The organism is Dactylosporangium sp. NPDC006015 (assembly GCF_040614215.1).
GTDB classification, from domain to species: domain Bacteria; phylum Actinomycetota; class Actinomycetes; order Mycobacteriales; family Micromonosporaceae; genus Dactylosporangium; species Dactylosporangium maewongense.
The window spans coordinates 143,826-165,465 of the sequence record NZ_JBEXUD010000004.1 but is presented as its reverse complement, the minus strand read 5'-3'; the positions used below and the strand labels follow the sequence as shown (position 1 = coordinate 165,465).

At 73.0% G+C, this 21,640-nt stretch carries 20 protein-coding genes; 7 read left to right on the top strand and 13 right to left on the bottom strand.

Going from position 1 to position 21,640, the window contains the following annotated elements:
• Positions 1-7 precede the first annotated feature (7 nt).
• Entirely contained in the window at positions 8-583 is a 576-nt protein-coding gene (locus ABZ321_RS09280; RefSeq protein WP_354890471.1) for a TetR/AcrR family transcriptional regulator, read from the bottom strand.
• A 48-nt stretch (positions 584-631) separates the two neighbouring features.
• Here ABZ321_RS09280 and ABZ321_RS09275 point away from each other — a divergent pair, with 48 nt between their 5' ends.
• Positions 632-1,069 carry a nuclear transport factor 2 family protein gene (locus tag ABZ321_RS09275; RefSeq protein WP_344514697.1) on the top strand — a complete coding sequence of 146 codons (438 nt, stop codon included), beginning with the start codon at positions 632-634 and terminating at the stop codon, positions 1,067-1,069.
• A gap of 17 nt (positions 1,070-1,086) precedes the next feature.
• Here ABZ321_RS09275 and ABZ321_RS09270 read toward each other — a convergent pair whose 3' ends face one another.
• The 5 genes from ABZ321_RS09270 to ABZ321_RS09250 form a co-directional block, all read right to left on the bottom strand.
• Positions 1,087-1,989 carry a serine hydrolase domain-containing protein gene (locus tag ABZ321_RS09270; protein WP_354890469.1) on the bottom strand — a complete coding sequence of 301 codons (903 nt, stop codon included), beginning with the start codon at positions 1,987-1,989 and terminating at the stop codon, positions 1,087-1,089.
• Between the two features lie 227 nt (positions 1,990-2,216).
• The gene (locus ABZ321_RS09265) at positions 2,217-2,483 is read right to left on the bottom strand and encodes a hypothetical protein (protein ID WP_354890467.1); all 267 of its coding nucleotides are present in this window, start codon (positions 2,481-2,483) and stop codon (positions 2,217-2,219) included.
• Positions 2,484-2,502: 19 nt separating this feature from the next.
• Entirely contained in the window at positions 2,503-2,919 is a 417-nt protein-coding gene (locus ABZ321_RS09260; protein ID WP_344514690.1) for an MmcQ/YjbR family DNA-binding protein, read from the bottom strand.
• Positions 2,906-3,736 (bottom strand): hypothetical protein, encoded by an 831-nt coding sequence (locus ABZ321_RS09255; RefSeq protein WP_354890464.1) that lies wholly within the window; start codon positions 3,734-3,736, stop codon positions 2,906-2,908. The genes ABZ321_RS09260 and ABZ321_RS09255 overlap by 14 nt, the downstream gene beginning before the upstream one ends.
• A 264-nt stretch (positions 3,737-4,000) precedes the next feature.
• Positions 4,001-6,904: a glycoside hydrolase family 48 protein gene (locus ABZ321_RS09250; protein WP_354890792.1), complete on the bottom strand. Its 2,904-nt coding sequence runs from the start codon at positions 6,902-6,904 to the stop codon at positions 4,001-4,003.
• Between the two features lie 369 nt (positions 6,905-7,273).
• Here ABZ321_RS09250 and ABZ321_RS09245 point away from each other — a divergent pair, with 369 nt between their 5' ends.
• From ABZ321_RS09245 to cutA, 3 genes are all read left to right on the top strand, one after another.
• The gene (locus ABZ321_RS09245; RefSeq protein WP_344507717.1) at positions 7,274-7,738 is read left to right on the top strand and encodes an SPW repeat protein; all 465 of its coding nucleotides are present in this window, start codon (positions 7,274-7,276) and stop codon (positions 7,736-7,738) included.
• A gap of 94 nt (positions 7,739-7,832) precedes the next feature.
• Positions 7,833-8,942 carry an acyltransferase gene (locus ABZ321_RS09240; RefSeq protein WP_354890462.1) on the top strand — a complete coding sequence of 370 codons (1,110 nt, stop codon included), beginning with the start codon at positions 7,833-7,835 and terminating at the stop codon, positions 8,940-8,942.
• Between the two features lie 79 nt (positions 8,943-9,021).
• Positions 9,022-9,345, top strand: coding sequence for a divalent cation tolerance protein CutA (cutA, locus tag ABZ321_RS09235; RefSeq protein ID WP_344507723.1), 324 nt, complete (start codon positions 9,022-9,024; stop codon positions 9,343-9,345).
• Here the strand turns inward: cutA and ABZ321_RS09230 are convergent.
• The 5 genes from ABZ321_RS09230 to ABZ321_RS09210 form a co-directional block, all read right to left on the bottom strand.
• Positions 9,340-12,609 (bottom strand): BTAD domain-containing putative transcriptional regulator, encoded by a 3,270-nt coding sequence (locus ABZ321_RS09230; protein ID WP_354890460.1) that lies wholly within the window; start codon positions 12,607-12,609, stop codon positions 9,340-9,342. The genes cutA and ABZ321_RS09230 overlap by 6 nt on opposite strands.
• A gap of 18 nt (positions 12,610-12,627) precedes the next feature.
• Positions 12,628-13,014: a hypothetical protein gene (locus ABZ321_RS09225; RefSeq protein WP_344507711.1), complete on the bottom strand. Its 387-nt coding sequence runs from the start codon at positions 13,012-13,014 to the stop codon at positions 12,628-12,630.
• Between the two features lie 58 nt (positions 13,015-13,072).
• Positions 13,073-14,857, bottom strand: a complete 1,785-nt coding sequence (locus ABZ321_RS09220) for a hypothetical protein (RefSeq protein ID WP_354890458.1) — start codon at positions 14,855-14,857, stop codon at positions 13,073-13,075.
• Positions 14,854-15,657 (bottom strand): hypothetical protein, encoded by an 804-nt coding sequence (locus ABZ321_RS09215; RefSeq protein WP_354890456.1) that lies wholly within the window; start codon positions 15,655-15,657, stop codon positions 14,854-14,856. Before ABZ321_RS09215 ends, ABZ321_RS09220 begins: the two co-directional genes overlap by 4 nt.
• A gap of 67 nt (positions 15,658-15,724) precedes the next feature.
• Positions 15,725-17,320 (bottom strand): methyl-accepting chemotaxis protein, encoded by a 1,596-nt coding sequence (locus ABZ321_RS09210; protein ID WP_354890454.1) that lies wholly within the window; start codon positions 17,318-17,320, stop codon positions 15,725-15,727.
• A gap of 157 nt (positions 17,321-17,477) precedes the next feature.
• Here ABZ321_RS09210 and ABZ321_RS09205 point away from each other — a divergent pair, with 157 nt between their 5' ends.
• Positions 17,478-18,347, top strand: a complete 870-nt coding sequence (locus ABZ321_RS09205) for an LLM class F420-dependent oxidoreductase (protein ID WP_354890452.1) — start codon at positions 17,478-17,480, stop codon at positions 18,345-18,347.
• Between the two features lie 24 nt (positions 18,348-18,371).
• On the opposite strand, the gene ABZ321_RS09200 is transcribed toward ABZ321_RS09205, so the two are convergent.
• Positions 18,372-18,983, bottom strand: a complete 612-nt coding sequence (locus ABZ321_RS09200) for a GNAT family N-acetyltransferase (protein WP_354890450.1) — start codon at positions 18,981-18,983, stop codon at positions 18,372-18,374.
• Positions 18,984-19,449: 466 nt separating this feature from the next.
• Positions 19,450-19,953 carry a DinB family protein gene (locus tag ABZ321_RS09195; protein ID WP_344507699.1) on the bottom strand — a complete coding sequence of 168 codons (504 nt, stop codon included), beginning with the start codon at positions 19,951-19,953 and terminating at the stop codon, positions 19,450-19,452.
• A 60-nt stretch (positions 19,954-20,013) separates the two neighbouring features.
• Here ABZ321_RS09195 and ABZ321_RS09190 point away from each other — a divergent pair, with 60 nt between their 5' ends.
• Together ABZ321_RS09190 and ABZ321_RS09185 are read left to right on the top strand one after the other, a co-directional pair.
• A complete protein-coding gene (locus ABZ321_RS09190; protein WP_354890448.1) occupies positions 20,014-20,355 on the top strand; it encodes an MmcQ/YjbR family DNA-binding protein in 342 nt (113 codons plus the stop codon).
• A 38-nt stretch (positions 20,356-20,393) separates the two neighbouring features.
• Positions 20,394-21,593, top strand: coding sequence for a serine/threonine-protein kinase (locus tag ABZ321_RS09185; RefSeq protein WP_354890446.1), 1,200 nt, complete (start codon positions 20,394-20,396; stop codon positions 21,591-21,593).
• Positions 21,594-21,640: the final 47 nt, after the last annotated feature.

The window sequence follows — 21,640 nt, the reverse complement described above, 5'->3', positions numbered from 1 at the left end:
GCTCTGCTCATCGGCGGGTAAGGCCGTCGAAGACGATGGCGAGCATGCGGGCGCGGACGTCGTCGTCGAGGCCGGCCTGGGAGGCGGCGCGGGAGGCGGCGACCAGCAGCGCGTACACCTCGGGCAGCTCGGCGTCGTCGCGGACGGCGCCGGCCCGCTGGGCGCGCTCCAGCAGGGCGCCGAACGACCTGCGCAGGCCGAGGGAGGCCTGGACCGCCTCTGTGTCGCCCTCTGTGTCGCCGCCGCCGGTCAGGTCGTGCAGCGCCTCGCCGATGGCGATCTTCGTGGCGGCGTCGGCGACGAGGTGGCCGAAGAAACCGAAGAACGCGGCGCCGGGGTCGTCGGCGTCCAGCAGCGCGTCGGCGTGCGCGCGGAGCCGGTCGAAGCGGCGTACCAGGACCGACTCCACCAGCGCCGTCTTGGTCGGGAAGTGCCGGAAGACGGTGGCGATGCCGACGCCCGCGAGCCGCGCCACCTCCTCGGTCGAGGCCGCCTTGCCGCCGGTACCGAAGACGTGCTCGGCGGCGTCGAGGATGCGCTGCCGGTTGGCCTGCGCGTCGGCGCGTGGTGGACGGCCGGGCATTCGCATCGCTCCCTTGTTCCGGAGTCGCGACTCCGTATAATCGGAGTCATGACTCCGCATCGTAGTCCCCGCGAGGTGTTCCTGGCGCTCGTCACCGGCGTGGCCGAGGGGCGGTGGGAGGAGCTGCCGGACCTGTACGCCGAGCAGACGCACGTCGTGCACCCGTTCGACCCGCTGCGCGGTCCGGCGCTGCGCTCCCGGGACGAGCTGCGCGCGCACTTCACGCCGACCGGCACCGGACCGGCGCTCGACCGCCGCGCCACCAACATCACCATCCACGAGACCACCGACCCCGAGGTCGTGATCGCCGAGTTCGAGTACCAGGGCACCGCCGACGGCAAACCGTTCACGCAGCCCGGCATCTTCGTGCTCCGGGTCCGCGACGGCGAGATCGTCAGCTCCCGCGACTACTTCGACCACGTCACCGGCGCCGCCGTCCGCGGCCGCCTCGACGACCTGGTCGCGGCCGTGAAGGCCCGCGGTTAGCGCCGCAGCCGTGCCGCTCAGCCCAGGCGGTCGAGGATGAGCTCGTGGATGGCCTCGAGCAGGTCGACCTCGCGCTCGGAGTGGGCGGTGACGGTGACGGCGGCGCGGCGGGCCGGGCAGATGACGGCGTACTGGCCGTAGCGGCCGTCCATCCGGTACATGCCGTCCCGGTCGATCCAGACGCCGAGCCCGTAGCCGTGGTTGAACCGCTCGCTCTCGATGATGCTGCTCGTGTCCGCGAACTCCTGCGTCATCCGCCGCACGTAGTCCGCCGGGACGAGCTGCCGGCCGTTCCACTTGCCTTCCCGCAGCAGCAGCCGCGCGAAGCGGGCGAGTTCGCCGGTGCGCAGGAACAGGTCGCTCGCCGCGAACGGGAACCCCTCCGGGCACGTGTGCCAGGCCGGGTTGTGCAGGTCCAGCGGCGCGAACAGCCGCGGCATCAGGAAGTCCCGCACGTCGGCGCCGGTGGCCCGCGCGATGACCCGCCCGATCGCGTACGGCCCGGAGTCGGTGTACGCGAACCGGGTCCCCGGCACGGCGTCCAGCGGCGCGGCCACGATCTCGTGCAGCAGGTCGAGCGCGTCGACCCGCATGTCGGCGAACCATTCGTGGCTCGTGCCGCTCGCCATCGTGGCGAGGTGCCGCAGCGTGACGTCCTCGACCCCGTCGGCCGCGATGGGCCGCAGCTCCGGGAAGTGGTCGAGAAGCCGGTCGTCGAGGCTGAGCCGCCCTTCGGCCTCCGCGATGCCGAGCGCGACGGACGTGAACGTCTTCGACACCGAATACAGGTTGACCCGGTCGTCGGACCGCACCCGCCGCTCGACGTCCTCGTCGCCCTCCCGGTGCACATGCACCCCGTACACGCCGAGGTCCCGCTCTCGGTTGGCTCTGATGAAGTCGTCCAGGAGCTCCTCACCCACAGCCGGATCGTACCGGCCCGACCGTTTCGACATCGCCGCCTCGCCGATCATGACCGACGCCGAGCGCCGTGACGCACGGGTACGCGCGCCGCGACGAGGACGGGTGGTGGAAGCTGAACATCCGCATGTGGCTGACGAGGACGGGGGTCAGGGCGCGGAGGCGGGGTTCGTGGCAGGCCGCGACGATGAACGGGACGAGCGGCGCGTGGATCCAGCCGCGGCGGGGTTCATGCCGTGCCGCCGAGCAACCGCAGGCCGGTGACGGTCAGGCAGGGCGGGACTCCGGTGAGTTCGATCGCGGCGTTGAGACCGGCGGGGGCGACGTCTCGCGGGCGGCGGCCGCAGATGTGCAGGACGCGGGCGATCGTGACCGGGTGCCGGGTGGTGCCGTCGGTCAGCCAGAGCCGGTCGCCGCGGGTGAGGTCGCCGTCGTGAGGTCGGCCGGTGACGGCGACGCCGCCATACGGAGACGGGAAGCTGTCCTCGATCAGCATCCAGGCCACGGTGCCAAGGTTAGCGAGCGGCGAGCCAGGCGGCCGCCCGGCGGGCCGAGGCGCGGGACAGCCACGCGTCCTGGACGACCTCGGCGAGCTCTGCGTAGGTCAGATCGCCGATCCGGCAGGCCCGCAGCAGCACCGATGGGTGGCCGTTGAAGTGGGCGGTGGTGAAGAACGGCGTCGACGCGTCCTGGATCAGGGCCTGCTTGTCCGCGTCGGACTCGACCCAGAAGACGATCACGTCGGGGAACCGCTCGCCGGTGACGGGGTCGACCGCGTCGGGGCGCGGGTTGCGGAAGAAGACGAAGGACTTGCCGCCGACCTGGTAGACGGGGTTGTCGCCGGAGCCGTGGACGACCGTGACGTGCGGCATCCCGGCCGCCAGCGCGTGCACGTCCTCGACCGTCGCGGGCCGCCCGTCAACCTGAGACACGCCCCAACGTACCAGCGGATCCGGGCCGTCCCGCGCCGAAGTCCCAGCCGGGGATGTCCCAGGCGGACACCCAGCGCCCGCCGGCGTCGACCTGGCCGAGCGCGTAGCCGTTGGCGGCCTCGGCCTCCTCGGCGGCCCACTGCGGGACCGGCGCCGGCCAACCGTTGAACCAGGCGTGGGTGAGCAGGGTGGCGAAGGCGGTGCCGGTCATGGTGCTCAGGGCGTGCAGGCAGCGACGGGCGGCGGTGAGGTCGGGTTCGACGTACACGAAGCGGCCCAGTTGGCGCTGGATCACGCCGGCGGCGGGGGCGAAGTCGAGGCGGGCGAGGCGGTCGACCAGTGCGCCGCGGACGGGCACGTCGAGGTCCGAGTCGAGGACGTCACACAGCGACGGGGCGGCCTCGACCGGCCAGGCGGTCGACGCGAGCTCGGACCAGCGGCCCGCGACCGCGAGCCGGCGGACGGTGCCGTGCGGGCGCAGCGGCCGGGGGCCGGCCAGCTCGCACGGCGGCTCGCCCCAGTCCTCGGTGCGCCACGCGTGCGGCCACGGCGGCGGCATCCGGCCGGCGGCGATCAGGGACCGCGACTCGAGGTCGTTGCGGTACGGCAGCGGCACCACGGTCAGCGGCAGTTCGTCACCGGTGCGCCGGTCGTACGCGACGCGGGGACGGGTGCCGTGCCGGGGTCCGGGCCCGTGGGTCGCCCACTCCTCCAGGGGCATCCGGTGCCGTTCGCCGGTGGTGGCGTAGGCGATCAGGACGTTCTCCGGCACGTCCCACGCGGGGCCCAACCAGTGCGACGCAGGATCCACGGTCACCGGAGCAGCCTGGCACGCGCACCTGGTGACCACCTGGCCGCGAGCTGGGACCTGGCCGTGAGAACAAGCAGCGGCCACCGCGCGAACAGTCGCACGGTGGCCCTCTGTGCACTGCGGTGAGGCGCCACCGCGCGAACAGTCGCACGGTGGCCCTCTGTGCACTGCGGTGAGGCGCCACCGCGCGAACAGTCGCACGGTGGCCGCCGGTACACCAGCGACCACCGCCTCAAGAGAGACGGTGGCCGCCGGTGCGAGGGTGGTGCGTCAGCCGCCGATCAGCAGGCCGTAGTCGGCCATCGCCATCGCGATGTCGGACTGGGCCCAGAAGCGGTGGAAGGTGAACGTCGGCGCGGGGCCGGTCCCGTTCAGGTAGGCCTGCACGGCCGGCCAGTTCGGGTCGTTCTTGTAGAAGGAGCGGGTGTCCAGGAAGGACTTCCCGGGGGCGATGACGTCACCGTTGGGCATGACGCCGCTGTACCCGGACGGGATGTACAGGCCCTGCTGGTTGGACGAGGACCAGATGTCGTCGAAGCGGTTGTAGTCGGTGCGGGTCTCCGGGATGCCGACGCCCTTGCTGTCGGTGTGCAGCCAGATGCCGTCCAGGAGCTTCTTCGCCGTGGTCTTCGCCGCGGTGTTGTTGGCCTTCGCGCCGTAGTAGGTCAGCAGGCGGGCGTACGCTGCCGCGATGCCCACGTCGGTGCCGGTGCTGACCACGCTGACGTGCAGGTTGGTGTTCGCGGCCGGGCTGGCCGGGTTCCAGGTCGCCGGCGCGCCGGTCCACTGGAGCGTGTCGGGGATCTTGAAGTCGCCGTTCGCGGTGAACGTCGTGTTCGCGATCGCCCAGGCCACCCACTTGTCGAGCATCGTCTTGGCCTTGGCGTCACCGGTCGCGTAGTAGTACTCCGCGACCCGCTCCACCGACCACGCCTGGAAGCCGAACCACTGGTTGGACGGCGGGTCGTGGTAGACCGGCTTCTCGTCGTAGAACATGCCGTAGAACGTCGGCGTGCCGGCCGGCGGCACCGAGTAGTTGCCGCCCCAGCTGTTGGTGGCACCACCGGCGAACGCACCCTCGGAGGACTGCAGCCACTGGTAGAACTCCAGCTGCCGGCCGAGGCTGGTCTGCCAGTCGCCCTTCGCCGAAGGCGAGCGCGGCGCGAACCCGGTGACGTTGGACAGCACGTACGCCGCCAGGGGGTTCTGGTAGCCCTGGTGGTTGTGGCTGGAGCCGATGCGCCACGACCACTGGCCGCCCGCGTCGCCGCCCCACGCGTAGTACCAGTTCAGCAGGTACGCGGCGGAGTCCTTGCCGGTGCCGGCGGCGCAGCCCGTCGACGTGCAGCCGGGCTTCTTGAAGTACTTGTCGTACATCGCGTACCGCAGGTAGTCGCCCATCTTGGCGGCCTTGCCCACGACGGTGGCGACGTCCGCGGCCTTGCCCTGGGCCGAGGCCCACTGCTGCGCCCAGTACGCGGCCTGGATGGCGCGCGCGTCGGCGTCGGGGGCGTTGGTGTAGCGCCACTGCTTGGCCGGCGAGCCGTCGATGAACAGCGGCAGGAAGCCGCCGTTGGCCTTCGCGCCGAAGCGGAAGTCCTCACAGGACGGGTGGGCGACGGTCTCCCACACCGACTCCTGCGGGCCGCGCTGGTAGGTGTTGATGTACGACACCGTGGAGCCCGGCTGCGGGGTGCACGAGCTGAAGCCGTAGACGTTGTCGACGTCCTCGAGCCAGTGCATGCCGTACACGTCGGTGTTGCCGTAGGTCGAGGTCAGCTCCGTGTACAGCGGGTCGACACCGACCTTCACCGACGAGTCGAGGTGGCCGCCCTGCTGCGGGTACAGGCTGGGCTGCCCGGCCTCGGGCGCGTAGTCGGCGGGGTCGTTCGGGTTGTAGCCGCCGGTCGGCTGGTTGGCGTGGGTGGGGATGATGTACTTCTCCATCGTGTCCCAGGCCTTGTTGAACGGGGCCCAGTCCTGCTTCACCCGGCCGTACTGCGCCTCCAGCCACAGCCAGAAGCTGAACGCCTCGGACGTGGTCTCGTGGCCCCAGTCCGGCGCCTCGACGACGAGCGTCTCGATCGAGTGGTAGGGCACGCCCTCCGGCGAGAAGTACCCGGAGCTGTGCAGCTTCTGGTACTGCTCGAGGAACCGCTGGACGTACACGCCGCCGGCGACGTCGTCATCGCTCTCGTTCGCCGGTACCGACGCCGACGCCCAACCCGTAGCGGTCAGGTTGATCGTCGCGGCACCGTTGGTGGTGTCCGCGTCCTGGGCGGCGGAGACGGTGACGACCTGCGCGACGTTCCAGTTCGCGGCCGTGAACGTCAGCGAGGTCGGTGACACGGTGATGTCGGTGTCGCCGGTACGGGCGACCGCGACCGTCACGTTGGAGGTGGGTGCCTGGTTCAGCTTGACCGACAGCGGCGTCGAGCCGCCCTCGGGCACGGTCAGCGGCGACGGCGTGGCCACGATCGACGGCCCGACGAACGGGTCGACGAACACCGGCACCGCCGTGGACGTGGTCACCGCGCCCTTGCTGTCATAGGCCTTCGCCTGCAGGCTGTACGCCCCGGTCTGGCTCGGCACGCTGGCCCAGCTGTACGTGTACGGGGCGGTCGTGTCCTGACCGAGCAGCAGGCCGTCGTGGTAGAACTCGACCTTCGCGATCGAGTCACCGGCATCCGGGTCGCTGGCGGTGACGGCGATCGGGATCGTCGCCGGCGCCGTGTACCGGGTGTTGGCGGCCGGCGAGGTGATGGCGACCGTCGGCGCCTGGTTCGGGCCGGTGCAGGTCACGCCGTTGAGCGCGAAGCTCGTCGGGTTGACGTTGGTGCCGCTGTACCCGGCGTTGAAGCCCGGGTTGACGGTGCCGTTGGTGGGCAGGCTGCCGTTCCACGGGGCGTTGCGGATCGTCGCCTGGTTGCCGGTCTGGGTGTAGTCGCCGTTCCAGCTCTGCTGCAGCTGCTGGTTGCCGGCGAACGTCCAGGTCACGTTCCAGCTCGTCAGGGGGTCGCCGAGGTTCGTCACCAGCAGATCGCCGGTGAAGCCCGTCGGCCATTGGCTGCGTACCGAGTAGACGACCGTACAGCCGGCGGCGGCGTGTGCGGGTCCTGCCGGCATGACGAACAGCGTGCCGGCGGCCAGGAGGCCGACGGACGCCACACGCATCCAGCGTTGGGTCCGGGTGGTCATGTGTGGGGGCTCCTCGTGAAAGTTTCTGGGCGGAATACGGGCACGCGACAGTGCGGCGGCGTTGGTACATAAGCCAGTCGCTGCGTGTGCCCCGTCGGCTCCCAGACGCGAGGTGGCGCTGATTCTGGCATGGGAGCGCTCCCGGGACAAGCGTCCTGATTTCGCCTATGGTCGCGACGGCTATCGATCCACCGGAGGTGATGCCAACCCTTTTCGCGGCTCCCATCGCGAACCGGGGTGCGGCGGCCGGCGTCTGCAGCGCCGCCGCCGTGCCCACCCATTTCGTGTTAGTTCTCAGCGGTACGGGTTAGACAACCCCGATGTCGACAACGAAAGGGGACCGTCATGACCCGTCCGATCGCGGACCTCGAACAGCACCCGGACATCCTCGAGCTGCGGGCCCACTACGACCGCGCGGCGGAGACGCCGACCGCGCACATCACCGACGGTGGGCTGCTGCTCGCCGGGATCTACCTCACCCTGTCGCCCTGGATCGTCGGCTTCGCGCCGTTCGAGGGTGACCTCGCGGTCAACAACTTCATCTGCGGTGTGGCCGTCAGCTTCCTCGCCATCGGCTTCGCCGCGGCGTACGGGCGCACCCACGGCCTCACCTGGGTGCCGGTGGTGCTCGGCGTGTGGACGTTCGTCGCCCCGTGGGTCATCCAGGGCGCCCACCCGTCCGGCGGCTCCATCGCCAACAACATCGTCATCGGCCTCGTCATCATCGCGCTCAGCCTGATGACGATGATGACGACGCGCCTGCCTTCCGGCCGTGGCCGTGGCCGTGACCGTGAGCAGGACCGGCGGTGACATGGCGGTCATGTGAGGTGACCACTGGTCACATCGGGGTGAATTCTTCCCGGCTCGGCGTGCGCCGGCCGGGAAGAGTGGCTAGACATTCACCGTGAACCGCGACAGCCGCCTGCCGGCCCTCACCGGTCTGCGCTGGGCGGCGGCGCTCGTGGTGTTCGGCCAGCACACCCTGGAGCTCTTCTACGACTCGGACCTGGTCGCCCCGCGACCGGTCCGGGCCGTGCTGTGGGCGCTGCTGGTCAACGGCGGCGCGATGGGCGTCTCGTTCTTCTTCGTGCTGTCCGGCTTCGTCCTGACGTGGTCCGCCAGGCCCGGCCCGTTCTACTGGCGGCGGTTCACCAAGATCTACCCGGCGACGCTGGTGACCACCCTCCTCGCCCTGGTCGTCGTCGGCGGCGCCTCACCGCTGCAGCTGGCCACCCACCTGACGCTCACCCAGACCTGGTTGCCGCACGCGTCGGTCTTCCGGGCGCTCAACCCGGTGAGCTGGTCGCTGTCGTGCGAGGCGTTCTTCTACCTGTGTTTTCCGCTCCTGTACCGGCTGCTGCGCCGGCTCGGACCCGGAGGTCTGTGGACGGTCGCCGCCCTCCAGGTCGCCGCGATCCTCGGGATCGGCGCCGCCCTCACGTACGCCAGCCGCCCGTTCGCGCTCTGGCTCGGCTACGTGTTCCCGCCGGTCCGGATGGCCGAGTTCACCCTCGGGATCGCCGTCGCGCTGCTCGTGCGGTCCGGCGCGTGGCGCGGCCCGGGCCTGCGCTCGTCGTTCGTGCTGGTCGGGGCCGGCGCAGTCCTCGCGCTGAAGGCCCCGTACCCGCTCAACCAGCACGCCCTCACGCTCGTGCCCGTGACCCTCGTCGTCGCCGCGGCCGCCCGCGCCGACCTCGCCGGTGTCCGCACCGTCTGGACCCGCCCGTCGCTGCGGTACCTCGGCGAGGTGTCGTTCGCGTTCTACCTGGTGCACTACCTGACGTACCTCACCTACGACCGCCTCGGCCTGCTGCCGCACCGCGCCGGCCCGCTCGTCGCCGCCCTGATCACCGTGTCGGTGTTCGCCAGCAGCCTTCTCGGCGCCATGGCCGTCCACCACGGCGTCGAGCTGCCCGCCCTGCGCCTCCTGCGCCGCCGGCCCTCCACCGCGGCCGTCGCCGGGACCGACGCGGCCACTGTCGAGGCCCCGCTCCCGGCCGCCGCCCGTCCCTGACACCGTCCATCGCGCTTTCGCACACCGTCCGGATCGCCGTCGTGCGGCGCGCCCGGACCCGTTACGCTGCCTCCCCGTGATGGACTTTCTCGAGGTGTCGACGGGGTTCCCGAGCCAGCAGGACGCGGCGTACGTGGCACGTTCGGTCATCCACACGCGGCTCGCCGTCGCGGCTCGGGTCGAGGGCCCCGTGCTGTCCATGGGCTGGCGCGACGGCACCCTCGTGGAGGCCGAGGAGTGGCGGCTGCTGCTCACCGTCCAGGCGGAGCGGTTCGACCAGCTGGCCGCGTACATCATCAGGCGCCACCCGCGGCCCGACCCGCAGGTCGTCGCCGTCCCGCTGCGCCGGCACGTCGGCGTCGAGGCCGCCGAGCCCGCCCCGTCCGGCGGCGTCCCCCTATGACGGCAGGCGTTCGAGGGCGGCCTCGACGCGGGTGGCGGCGCCCGCGTAGTGCAGCTTGCGGGCCAGCCGCAGCGCCTCCTCGGCCTCGGCCGCGTCGCCCTTCGCCAGGGCGTGGATGCGGCGCAGGTCCGGCTCCGCGAGACCGCCCTGGCCCGGCAGGCCCCGCTCCAGCGCGGCGCCGGCGACCTCGGCGGCCTCGGTGTCCCGGCCGAGGGTGAGCAGCGCGTCGGCGTAGAGCGCCTCCAGCCGGCCGAAGCGGCGGATCCCCTCGCCGAGGGCGGCGCGCGCCTTCGCCATCCGGTCCACCCCGGTCAGGTCGCCGGTGCGGACCTCGGCCCAGCCGAGCACCATCGCCGCGAGCGCCTGGTACTCCAGGTGGCCGCCGCGCTCCGCGAGGCGCAGCGTGGCGCGGGCCGCCGTGATCGTCGCCGGCCCGTCGAACCGGTCGGCGGCGACCGCCGCGGCGTAGTGGCTGATGTACATGTCGAGGAACGGCTCACCGACCCGGGCGGCACGCTCCCGGGCGGACCGCAGGTGCCGCTCCGCGGCCTCGTGGTCGCCGAGCATCCCGCACACGATCGCCGCGGGTGCCTGCGCACCGACGACCGGGTCCCAGTTGACGATCGGGAACACCGGCAGGTCCCCGCCGGGCAGCGCCTCCAGCGCCGTCTCGAAGCACCCGCGGGCGCGCGGCAGGTCCAGCACCGACAGCGCCGCCGCGCCCTCGTGGACCTCCGCGACGATCGTCGCCCACGGGTCGGTGCTGCCCTGCTCGCTCGCCGAGCGGGCCATCGCGACGCCCCGCGCGACGTCGCCGGCGGCGGTGTGGAACGACGCGTACCCCCACAGCGCCGGCAGGATGTCCAGCACCGGCCGGCCGCGCAGCCGCACCAGCAGCGGCTCCATCGCCGCGTACTGTGCCGCCACGAACGGCGCCAGGTAGCCGTCGGTCGCCTGGTGCATGTACGCGAGCCGGATCCGCAGGTCGAGCTCCGCGACGTCGCGCCGCTCGCCGGCCGGGGCGCGGTGCAGCACCCCGATCGCCTCCACCAGCAGCGCCGACGCCTGCTCGTGGGCGGTCAGGTCGTACGCCTCGCCGGCCGCCTCGACCAGCGCGGGCACCACGTCGAACGGTGACAGCACCGGCAGCGCGGCCCGCAGGTGCGCGGCCAGCTCGGCGACGGTGGCGAGGCCCGTGTCGCGCAGCGCCTGGGCGGCCCGGGCGTGCAGCCTGGCCCGGCGCAGCGGCCCCTGGTCGAGGTACGCGGTCTGGCGGACCAGGTCGTGGGAGAAGCGCAGCAGCCCCGGGTCGTCGGTCGCGGTCAGGACCCCGCTGACGACCGCGGTGTCGAGCGTGTCGAACAGTGCCAGCTCGTCGATCTGCACGACCTCGCGCAGCACCGGCACCGACACGTCCCGGCCGAGCACCGACGCGACGGCGATGACCGCGTTCACCTGCACAGGCAGCTTGGCGAGGCGGCGGCGGACGACCTCCTGCACCCGCACCGGGACGTGCTCCGGCGCGAGGGTGTGCTCGGCGACGAGGACCCGCAGCAGCTCCACCACGAAGAACGGGTTGCCGCCGGTGCGGTCCAGCAGCATCTCGACGGTCTCGGCGGGCACGTCGGCGCCGGTCACGTCCCGGGCGAGCGCGGACACCCCGTCGGCGCCGAGCCCCTGCAGCGGCAGCCGCACCGCGGACGGGTCGGCGAGCAGCTCCCCCAGCGCGCCCGCGAGCGGCGCCTCCGGGGCGAGCTCGGCCTCCCGGTAGCCGACGGCGAGCAGCACCGCGCTGCGCCGGACGGCCTTGGCGAACATGGTCAGCAGCACCGTCGACGGCGCGTCCAGCCAGTGCGCGTCGTCGACGACGAGGACCAGCGGCCGGTGCGTGGCGAGCCGGCACAGGCCGTCGACGATCCCCTGGTACAGCCGGGACCTGGCCAGCTCCGGGTCGGCGATCCGCTCGGCGGCGGGCAGCGGCAGCGCCTCGCTCAGCGTCGGGTCCAGGACGGCGGGCAGGTTCCCGTACGGCGCGAACGCGGTGGCGAGGGCGTCGGCGGCGCCGGGTGCGGCGGCGACGGCCCGCAGGATCTGCGCCCACGGCAGGAACACCGGCGGCGCCTCCCCGTCGACGCCGGTCCCGGTGCCGACGAGCCCGGTGGCGCGGGCGGCGAGCTCCCGCAGCAGCGCGGACTTGCCGATGCCCGGGCTGCCGGAGACGAGCAGCAACCGCCCCCGGCCGGCGGCCGTGCTGGCGAGGAGCTCCTGCACGGTCCGCAGCTCGGCGTCCCGCCCGACCAGCCCGCCGTCGTCGGCGTCGCGCCCCTCGCCGGCGGGCCCTGCCACATCGCTGTCGCTCTGCTCGACCGCGCCGCTTTCCGACGATGTGTCGGACATGTCGCCCGCGGGCGGGGCGCTGACCGGCCCCGCCGGACCTGGCCGGGTGGCCGCCGGGGCGCCGGACGTCGGGGCGGCCGGCGCCGGCTCGGCAAGGTGTGGGGCCTGCCGGAGGATGTCCTGCTCGAGCTGCTGCAGGGCCGGACCCGGTTCGATGCCGAGCTCGTCCACCAGGCCGGCTCGGGCCCGGCCGTAGGCGGCGAGCGCCTCGGCCTGCCGGCCAGACCGGTACAGCGCGAGCATCAGCTGACCCCACAGCCGCTCCCGATACGGGGCCTCGGCCAGGGCGCTCTCGCTCAGGTAGGCGACTTCAGCGGCACGTCCGAGCCGCAGCAGCGCCTCCGACCGCTCCTCGACGGCGATCAGGCGCAGCTCCTGCAGGCGGCCCCGCTCGGCGCGGGCCAGCGGGGAGTCGCCGAGCTCGGGCAGCGGATCCGCGCGCCACAGGTGCAGCGCGTCGGTGAGCACCTGCAGCGCCACGGCCGGGTCGGAGCCGGTGCGGGCCTGCTCGACCGCGGCCGCGAACCGGGCGGCATCCACCGCGTCCGCCGGCACCATCAGCTGGTACCCGGGCGCGCGGCTGACCAGCACCGTCGAGCGGTCCCGGGCGGTACGCCCCGGTTCGAGGGCGCGGCGGAGGCGGGACACGTACGCCTGCAGGGAGGCGATCGCCCGCTCCGGCGGCTCGTCGGACCACAGCTCGTCGATGAGCCGCTGCACGGACACGGTCCGGCCGGGCTGCATCGTCAGCATCGCCAGGACGGCGCGCTGCTTCGGGGTGCCGGTGTCGACCGGACCGCTCTCCCCGACGACCTCGAGCGGGCCCAGGATCCTAATCTGCAGGATAGGTATCTCCCGGAGCTCCACCTCGGCCGCGGACGCTGGCTACAGCTCCACGGCGAACGATCCGTCGTCGTACGGTCCGAAGCCTGCGGCCTCCAGGAGCTCCTCGCCGTGCGCCAGAGGCGCCGCGACGAGCCTACGGGCTGGACCGGCCCGCAGGGCGTCCACCAACGAGATCAGCACCTGAACGGCGAGGTCGGAGCGTCCGCCCGGCGCGACGAGACCGACCAGTCGGACGATGGACTCACCCGGCCGGACGGCAGCCAGGGCCGCGGCGGGCTGCTCGTCCCCGTCGGCCGGGTCGATCAGCTCCCACCACTCCAGACCGTCGAACAGGAACTCGTCGACGACGGACACGCCGAGCGCGAGCCGGGTCACGGCGCGCCGCCCGGCCGGCACCCGCCGCACCAGCCGTAGTGTTTCTTTCACGTGCCCCAGCTAACCCCGCCGTTCTTGCAAACGGCTTGCTGGCCTCGCATCCGGGCGCTTATCCGCCCGAATAGCCGACACTGAGCCGGGTGCCGTCGCCCGTCCGCCACTCGATCGGCCGCCCGGCCCGCAGGTGGGTGCCCATCGCATACCAGTCGTCCACCGGCAGTCCGACGACGAACCCGTCCTCCATCGGGTCGACCGTCACCGCCGAGCCGCCCTGGATGAACAGCAGGAAGTGCACCCCGGCCTGGTTCTGCGACCGCGGCCGAGCGGCGACCACCTCGCTCGGCGCCGACTGGTCCGGCCACCACACCCGCGCCCGGCCCGTCATCGTCGTGTACCGCGGGATGAGCGCGAACCGCGGCGGCATCTGGATCCAGGCCCCGCCGAGGACCGCGTGCCGTTCCCGGTCCACGATGATCATCAGCTCGCCCGGGCCCTCCACCACCATCACGTTCTCGTCGCGGAGGTTGCTGACGTCGTCGAGGACGGTGGACCCGTCGTACGTGTCCGGGTCGACGACCGGCGGCCGGGACGGGTCGAACCACCACGGGTAGGGGAAGCACGACTCGGTGGCGGCGAGGTTCGCCAGCACCCTCCCCCGGCCGTGCCGCCCGACCGCCTCCATCTCGCCGTCGAACAGCGGGACCAGCAGCAGCGGCGGCCAGTCCGCCGGGAACCACGCGCCGTCGCCTGCGGCGTGCGTGATCAGCGCCCCGCCGATCTCCCTGCCGCCGACGTCGATCGGCTGGCCGAACCCGATGACGTCGTTGACCCGCATCCGCCACCCCTGGTGCACCGCGGCGGAGTACATGCCGATGATCAGTTCGATCAGCCCGCTGTCCAGCGGCTCCTTCCCGCCGCCGCCGGGTGGCAGCACGGCCGCCGTCACCTCCGTCAGGCCCGCCGCGGCCAGCCCCACCGTGCCGTACACCCACAACCTCGTGCCGGCGGGCAGCCCCGGAAACCCGACCGGGTCGTCGGGGACCTCGCACTCGTCGACGGTGATGACGAGCGCCCCGTCCGCGGCGACCACACGCCCCGCCTGCGCGATGGCGGGCAGCCGCACCGCCTCGTCCGCGCCGCGCGGCAACGGCGCCGGCCCGACCGGCCACCGCGGCTGCCAGTGCTGCGGGAACCGCTCGTGGACGGGCACCGGAATCGGCCCGCTCCCGCCGGGCACGAACTTCCGCATCACCGGACGGGCGGAGATCCGCAGGTCCCACTCCAGCTGCCAGGTCCGGCCGCCCTGCGTCGCGACGGCGTGCAGCCGCCACCGCAGCAGGTCCGGCTCGTCGGTGACGACCGCGAGCACGATCCGGCAGGCCGCGCCCGCCGGCACCTCCAGCGGCCACACCGGGCCCGGCCGCAGCCGCCGCCCGTACGCGTCCCGGGCCGGCCGCACCTGCGCGGCGGCACCGCCCAGCAGCAGCACCTCGAGCTGCGGGATCTCCAGCTCCTCGTACGCCTGCACCGAGCGCTCCGCGACGGGCGCCAGCCGCGGATCGAGGACCAGGTCCGGCGTCCGCGGCGTCGCGAAACTGGTGCCCTCGGCCACCAGCGGCCCACGGCCGACCACCTCGGCCGTCAGCGACCGCAGCACCACGGGGCCACCCTCGGCGGTCACGTCCAGGAACAGGTTGTGCCCCGTGACCGGGACGTGCACCGCCACGGGCCCGACGTCCGAACCCGGGCTCTGCACGAACGTCACGTGCGAGCGGGATGTCACCTCCGCCAGGAACGGCGGCTGCTGCGCGCCCGCGGCCGGCGACGTCCGGCGGACCGGCCGGTCGAGGATCTGCGCGGCCCATGCCCGCCCGCCGCCGCTGATGCCTGTCATGCTGCTCCGTTCGCTGTCGATGTGTCGGCGATGGTGCGGAACGGGTGGCCCGCCAGGTCGACCCGGCGCACGCCGCTGCGGCCGGCGCACGTCCACTCCAGGTCGAGCGCCCATTCCACGTCGCCGCTGTCCAGGTGTACGACCAGGTCGAACACCTCCGGATCGGCCGGGGCGACCTTGAACGGGAAGTCCGCGCCGCCGCCGATCGGCAGCAGCCGCGGGGCGGGCTCGTCCAGGAACACGTCGAACTGCCGGACGTCCACCGACCCGAGGTGCGGGTTGAAGTCCCCGGCCGGCGTCTCCCGCCGCGACAGCACGACCGGCCGCAGCGCGTGCAGGACGACGGCGGGCATGCTGGGCGCCTCGACGACGAGCCGCACCCGGTGCCCGCTGCCGGGCACCTCCTCGAGGCCGTTCGGCCCGCGGGTGACGACGAACCCGACGTCGTGCAGCTTGACCGTCACCTCGAGCGGGGCCTCCGGCTCGACCGGGGCGTTGCGGCGCTCGGCCCGCTGCGCGGCCAGGTCGGCGAGCATCCGCAGGTGCTCCCGGCGCCAGTGCGTGAGGTCCACGTCCCCGGTCCCACCGGCGTTGCGGTCGCAGGCGGCGACGAACGCCTCCACGAAGCCCCAGTCGGGCACCGTGCGGCCCTGCAGCTTGTCGTCGATCGTCGCCCGCGGATACGGGCGGCCGGCCTGCCGGGTCAGCCGCTCGATCTCGCGCAGCGACGGCTCCCCCGCCAGGCGTCTGCAGCCCCGGAGGTGTTCAGCGAAGGCCGCCAACGCGGTCGGTGTGGACACCTGAAAATCGTAAGTGGCCGATGCCCGTCCGGATGTCCGGCAACTGTCCGGAGATCCGGACGCGCTGTCACACGTGTTTGAAGCGGGACACCAGCCGCTGCAGCTCGCCGGACAGGCCCGCGAGCTCGCCGCTGGCCTCGCGGCCGGCCGCCACGCTGCGGTTCGTCTCCTCCGCGGCCGCGGCCACCTCCGCGATCGTGGCGGCGATCGCCTGCGCGCCGCCGGCGGCCTCGCCGACATTGCGGGTCATCTCGCTCGTGGTCGCGGTCTGCTCATCGACGGCCGAGGCGATCGTCGTCTGGTACTGCGAGATCTGCCCGATGATCATGCTGATCTGCTCGATCGCGGCGACCGCGCTGTCCGTGTCGGCCTGGATCGTGCGGACCCGGGTGGCGATGTCCTCGGTGGCGCGGGCGGTCTCCTGCGCCAGCTCCTTGACCTCGCCCGCCACGACGGCGAAGCCCTTGCCGGCCTCCCCCGCCCGGGCCGCCTCGATGGTCGCGTTGAGCGCGAGCAGGTTCGTCTGCTCCGCGATCGACGTGATCACCTTGACCACGTCGCCGATCTCGGCCGAGGACTGGCCGAGCTTGGACACGGTGTCGTTGGTGGTGGTGACGACGGTGACGGCCTGCCCGGCGACCCGGGCCCCCTCGCTGGCGTTGCGGGCGATCTCCCGGATCGACGCCGACATCTCGTCGGACGCGGCGGCGACCGTCTGCACGTTGCCGGAGACCTGGGCGGCGGTCTGGTCGGCCTCCCGGGCCCGCGCGGACACCGCCTGCGCGCTGCCGGCCACCCCGGCGGTGACCGCGTCGAGCTGGCTGGAGCTGCGGGCCACCAGCTCGGCGCTGCGCGCGAGGGCCGCGACGGTCTCCCGGACGCTGGCGGTGGCCCGGTTGACGGCGCCCGCCATGTTGCCGATCTCGTCCCGGCCGCCGACCGGCGCGGTCGTGGACAGGTCCCCGGCCGCCATCGCGTCCATGGCCCCCACCACAGGGGCGAGCCGGCGGGTGATCGACGCGGCGACGTACAGGGCCAGCGCGGTCGCCACGACCAGCCCGACGATCAGGGTGAGCAGGACCTGCAGCCGGGCGGTGGAGTACTGCGAGTGGGCGTCCTGCACCGCGGCGTCGGCGTCGGCGGCCTGGTGGTCGGCCAGCTCGGCGACCGCCGCCTCCATGCCGGGCACGACCTTGTTGAAGTCGATCGTCGCCGGCTTGCCCTGGGCGAGGTCGGCCATCGCCCCGGTGAACTGCTGCCACAGCGACGTGAACTCGTCGACGGTCCGCTGCGCAGCGGCGCTCTTGGGCAGCTTCAGGTACTCCTCGAGCGCCGCGTTGAGCTGCTTGATCGCGTCGCCGGTGCCCTTCTGCGCCAACGCGATGACCTGCGGGTCACCACCCGACCCGAGCTGCATCGCCGCGTTGTGGTTGATCAGCGACTGGGCGCCGCGGATCTTGCTGAGCAGCACCAGCTCCTGGACGTTCTCGGCGCGCATCTTGCTGACCTTGCCGTCCATCGCCGACATCCGCGACAGCGCGAACGCCCCCGTGACGACCGCGGTCAGCGCCATCGCCGTCAGCGCGAACAGGATCTTGGTCCGGATCCTGCGGTCGGCCAGCCAGCCGCCGCCGCCGCCCTTGACCGTCCCTGTGTCCGCCACTGTGCACCATCCCGGAATCCGGCGAATCTCGCACTTCTCAACATCGGCGCCACGTCAGGAAACTTGAGCCCCTCGAATGCCGCCGCACACACCCCCTACGCCGTCCTAGGACGCTAGGATCTAGGTGGTTGTGTCCGGGTGGCGCGTCGTACGGGGGATGAACATGAACTGGAGCCAACGACTCGGCACCGTCGGTGTGTGGCGTGGCGTCACGCTGCTCGATCCGCCGATGGCCAGGTCCATCGAGGAGCTCGGGTACGGCACCGTCTGGCTCGGCGGCTCCCCCGGCTCCGACCTGCGCCCCGCCGAGGCCCTGCTCGACGGCACCGACTCGGTCGTCATCGCCACCGGCATCGTCAACATCTGGTCGTCCGACGCGGCCGAGCTCGCCGACTCGTTCCACCGCATCCACGCCAGACACCCCGGTCGGCTGCTGCTCGGCATCGGGTCCGGGCACCGCGAGGCCAACCCGGACCGCACCCGCCCGGTCGAGTCCATGGCCCGCTACCTCGACGTCCTCGACGCGCGCGGCGTGCCCGCCGAGCACCGGGTGCTGTCCGCGCTCGGCCCCCGCATGCTCGCCCTGGCCGCCGAACGCAGCGCCGGCACCCACCCGTACCTCACCGTGCCCACACAGACCCGGGAGGCCAGGACCGCCCTCGGCCCGGCCGCGCTGGTCGCCCCCGAACAGACCGCCGTGCTGGACCCCGACCCAGCCACCGCCCGCCGCAGCGCCCGCGCCTTCCTCGCCATGTACCTGCAGCGGGTCAACTACACCACCAACATGCTGCGCGCCGGCTTCACCCCCGAGGACCTCACCGACGGCGGCAGCGACCACCTGATCGACAGCATCGTCGCCCACGGCGACGCCCCCACCCTGGCCGCCGCCCTACGCGCCCACCTCGACGCCGGCGCCGACCACGTCTGCGTCCAGCTCCAACCCGCCGACACCGACGTCATCCCCGCCCTCCGCACCATCGCCCACGCCCTCAACCTCCACCCACCCGGCTCCCCCACCGCCCGTTGATCGAATAGCGTTTTCGCTATTCGATCAACTCGCCAGGCGTTCGGACAGCCGCGCCTTCGCCGCGGGCCAGTCGGTTCGGGGCATCGTGTAGACCAGCAGGCCCGGCTCGCCGTCGACCTGCGGTTCGCGGCCGCTCAGGGTGGCACCGATACGGGTGATCGCTGCCTGGGAGCGGACGTTCTCCGGCCTGATGCGCCAGACGACGGCCGCGTAGCCGAGCGTGTCGAAGGCATAGGTCATCGTCAGGAGCTTCGTCTCGGTGTTCGCCGCGGTACGCCACCACCTCCTGCCGAACCACGTGCCGCCGATCTCGATGCGCCCGTCGCCGCGCTGCCAGCTGTGCAGGTTCGTGGTGCCGATCGCTGTCCCCTCGTCCCGAGCCACCACGGCGAACGCGACCCGCTTCCCGTCCTCGACGTCCTTGATGCGCCCGCACACGATCTCCCGCAGTTCCGCCTCGGTACGCGGAGTGGGCGCACTCAGCCACCGCCACACCTCGTCGTCCCGCCCGCCAGCGCCGAACAGGGCGGGCACATGCGACTCGGCAAGCGGCTCAAGACGTACATGGCGGCCTTCAAGAACCATCGAACTGGGAGCCAACGGCATGGCGGCGACGCTACCCAGCACCCGCGCCACGCCGCAGCCCACGCACGCCTTGATCCAGCACTTGCGCCGATGCGTGAGCGGCGACTGTCAGCTCAGCGTTGATGGTTCACACTGAGGGCACCCGCCGAGTCCGGCACGACTCGCTCCCGAGGTCGCGCACGGAACCAACCACCACGACATTCACCGCCACCAACCACCAGCGCCGACCACCCCGGCCGCCGCTACAGCGCAACGGCCGGACACGAGCAGCATCGCCACCAGTTCGGCCGCGGGCCACCGGCCCCACCTACCGCCGACCGCCAGCTCCACCTACCGCGGGCCACCGGCCCCACCTACCGCCGACCGCCAGCTCCACCTACCGCGGGCCGCCGGCCCCACCTACCGCGGGCCACCGGCGCCGGGACGCCAGCGCGCCGCTCCCCGACCGGCACCCGCCGGCCCTTCTGCCGCCGTGCCCGGCCGCCAACCGTCCACCGCCGCGCCGCCGGCGTCCCTGCTACTCGTCCGGGCGGTGGTCGCCGGTGGCGCCGTCGAGGAGCTCGCGCATGACGTCCAGGTGCCCGGTGTGGCGGGCCACCTCCTCGACCATGTGGATGAGGACCCAGCGGAGCGAGACCTTCTCGCCATACCAGGCGGTGCCGGTCGCCTCCACGTCTAAGGAGTCGATGACGGCGTCGCAGGTGGCGCGGGCGCGGGCATAGAAGGCGAGCACGTCGGCGGTGGACTCGCCCGGCTCGACGCGCAGGTCGGCCTCGGGGTCGTCGTCGCGGAAGGGCAGCGGCTCGTGCTCACGGCCGAACGTGTCGCAGAACCAGCCATACTCGACCGCGGCGAGGTGCTTGACCAGGCCGAGCATCGTGCTGCCCGACGGGGTCATCGGGCGGCGCAGCTGCTCGTCGTCGAGGCCGTCGAGCTTCCAGAGCACCACGTCGCGGTGCCGGTTGAGACTGGCATGCAGACTCTGCTTCTCATCGCCGAGATATGGCACTCGAATCGTCACGCCCGCACCGTAACAGCGAGGTACGACACTTCCGACCGAGTTAACCGGTACGGTCGCTGCGTGACGCGGGACGAGCTGATCGCACACTGCATGGCCAAGCCCGGGGCGTGGCAGGACACCCCGTGGGAGGATGACCTCGTCGTCAAGGTCGGACCGAAGATCTTCGCCTTCCTCGGCAACGGGACGGCCGTGGGCGTGAAGTGCGCGCCGACGCGGGAGGCCGCCGACGAGTGGCTGCGGCGGTTCCCGCAGGACGCGGCCGCTTCGCCGTACATCGGGAAGTCCGGCTGGAACACGCTGACCGTCGGCGGAAGCATCCCCGACGAGGAGATCCTCGAGGCGGTCGACGAGTCGTACCGCTGGGTGGTGTCCAAGCTGCCGAAGAAGGACCGGCCGGCGTAGCGACCCGTCCGGGCGGGCGCCGGCTCCGAACCACGTTCATGGATTCGGGGACGGTCGCCGGCCGGTACCGGCTGATCAAGGTCATCGGCACGGGTGGGATGAGCCGCGTGTGGCTCGCCCGCGACGAGATCCTCGCGCGGGACGTCGCGGTCAAGGAGGTCCTGGCGTTGCCGGGGCTGGCGGACCTGTGGGGGCGCACGATCGCGGAGGGCCGGGCCGCGGCGCGGCTGGCGCACCCCAACGTGGTGCGGGTCTACGACGTGCTGTTCACCGGCGGCCGGCCGTGGATCGTCATGGAGTACGTGCCGTCCTGCTCCCTCGAGGAGGTCGTGCGCGCCGGAGGACCCCTCGCACCGGACGTCGCCGCGGGCGTCGGGCTCGCCGTGCTGGACGGGCTCGCCGCGGCGCACCGGGCGGGCGTCCTGCACCGCGACGTGAAACCGCCGAACGTGCTGGTCACCGGCGACGGGCGGGTCCTGCTCGGCGACTTCGGCATCGCGGTGCTGCACGACGAGGTCGACGGGCCGGAGGTGCCGCTGGTCGCGTCGCCCGCCTACGTCGCGCCGGAGCGGGTGCGGGACCGCGTCTCCAGCGTCGAGACGGATCTCTGGTCGCTCGGCGCCACGGTGTACTGGTGTGTCGAGGGCCGGACACCGTACGCGCGCGGGACGACGGCCGAGGTCCTCGGCGCCCTGGCCACCGCGCCGCCGGACCCGGTCGAGCGGGCCGGGCCGCTGCGGGAGGTGCTCGAGGGGCTGCTGCGCCGCGACCCGGCCGAGCGGCTCACGGCCGATCAGGCGCGGGCGATGCTGTCGGAGGTCGCCTCGGCACCGGCCCCGGCAGCCCCGTCGACGGCGACGTTGCGGCTGCCAGGTCCGGCGTCGGCGGCGACGGTACCGGCAGCGCCCGCCGATCCTGTGGCAGGTCCGACGCCGGTACGAGCCGGAACCGCGCACGGGGTGAACGGCAGGGACGCCGACCGGCGGCGGACGGTCGCCCGGATCCTGGTGGCGGCGCTCGGGCTGCTGCTGGTCGGCGGTGGCGTCGCCGGTCTGGTCGCGGCGACCGGCGACGACGGGACTGCCCAGTTCGTGGACCGCGCGCAGGTTGACGCGACGGCCACCGCCGCCACATGCGCGGACGGCGCCACGCCAACTGGCACCGTGCCACCGGACTACCGCGCGAGCTGTTCCGTCCGCTCGCCGGATCCTTCGCGGCCTGACCCGGAGCGCCCCTGAATCGGCCGCGCCGCCGCCCCGGGCACGTTAGCGTTGGAGGGGCTTGG

Coding starts and splice junctions, on each gene's coding strand:
- ABZ321_RS09280 (WP_354890471.1), bottom strand. CDS start 583: ATGCCCGGCCGTCCACCACGCGCCGACGCGCAGGCCAACCGGCAGCGC.
- ABZ321_RS09275 (WP_344514697.1), top strand. CDS start 632: ATGACTCCGCATCGTAGTCCCCGCGAGGTGTTCCTGGCGCTCGTCACC.
- ABZ321_RS09265 (WP_354890467.1), bottom strand. CDS start 2,483: ATGCTGATCGAGGACAGCTTCCCGTCTCCGTATGGCGGCGTCGCCGTC.
- ABZ321_RS09250 (WP_354890792.1), bottom strand. CDS start 6,904: ATGCGTGTGGCGTCCGTCGGCCTCCTGGCCGCCGGCACGCTGTTCGTC.
- ABZ321_RS09245 (WP_344507717.1), top strand. CDS start 7,274: ATGACCCGTCCGATCGCGGACCTCGAACAGCACCCGGACATCCTCGAG.
- cutA (WP_344507723.1), top strand. CDS start 9,022: ATGGACTTTCTCGAGGTGTCGACGGGGTTCCCGAGCCAGCAGGACGCG.
- ABZ321_RS09220 (WP_354890458.1), bottom strand. CDS start 14,857: ATGACAGGCATCAGCGGCGGCGGGCGGGCATGGGCCGCGCAGATCCTC.
- ABZ321_RS09205 (WP_354890452.1), top strand. CDS start 17,478: ATGAACATGAACTGGAGCCAACGACTCGGCACCGTCGGTGTGTGGCGT.
- ABZ321_RS09185 (WP_354890446.1), top strand. CDS start 20,394: ATGGATTCGGGGACGGTCGCCGGCCGGTACCGGCTGATCAAGGTCATC.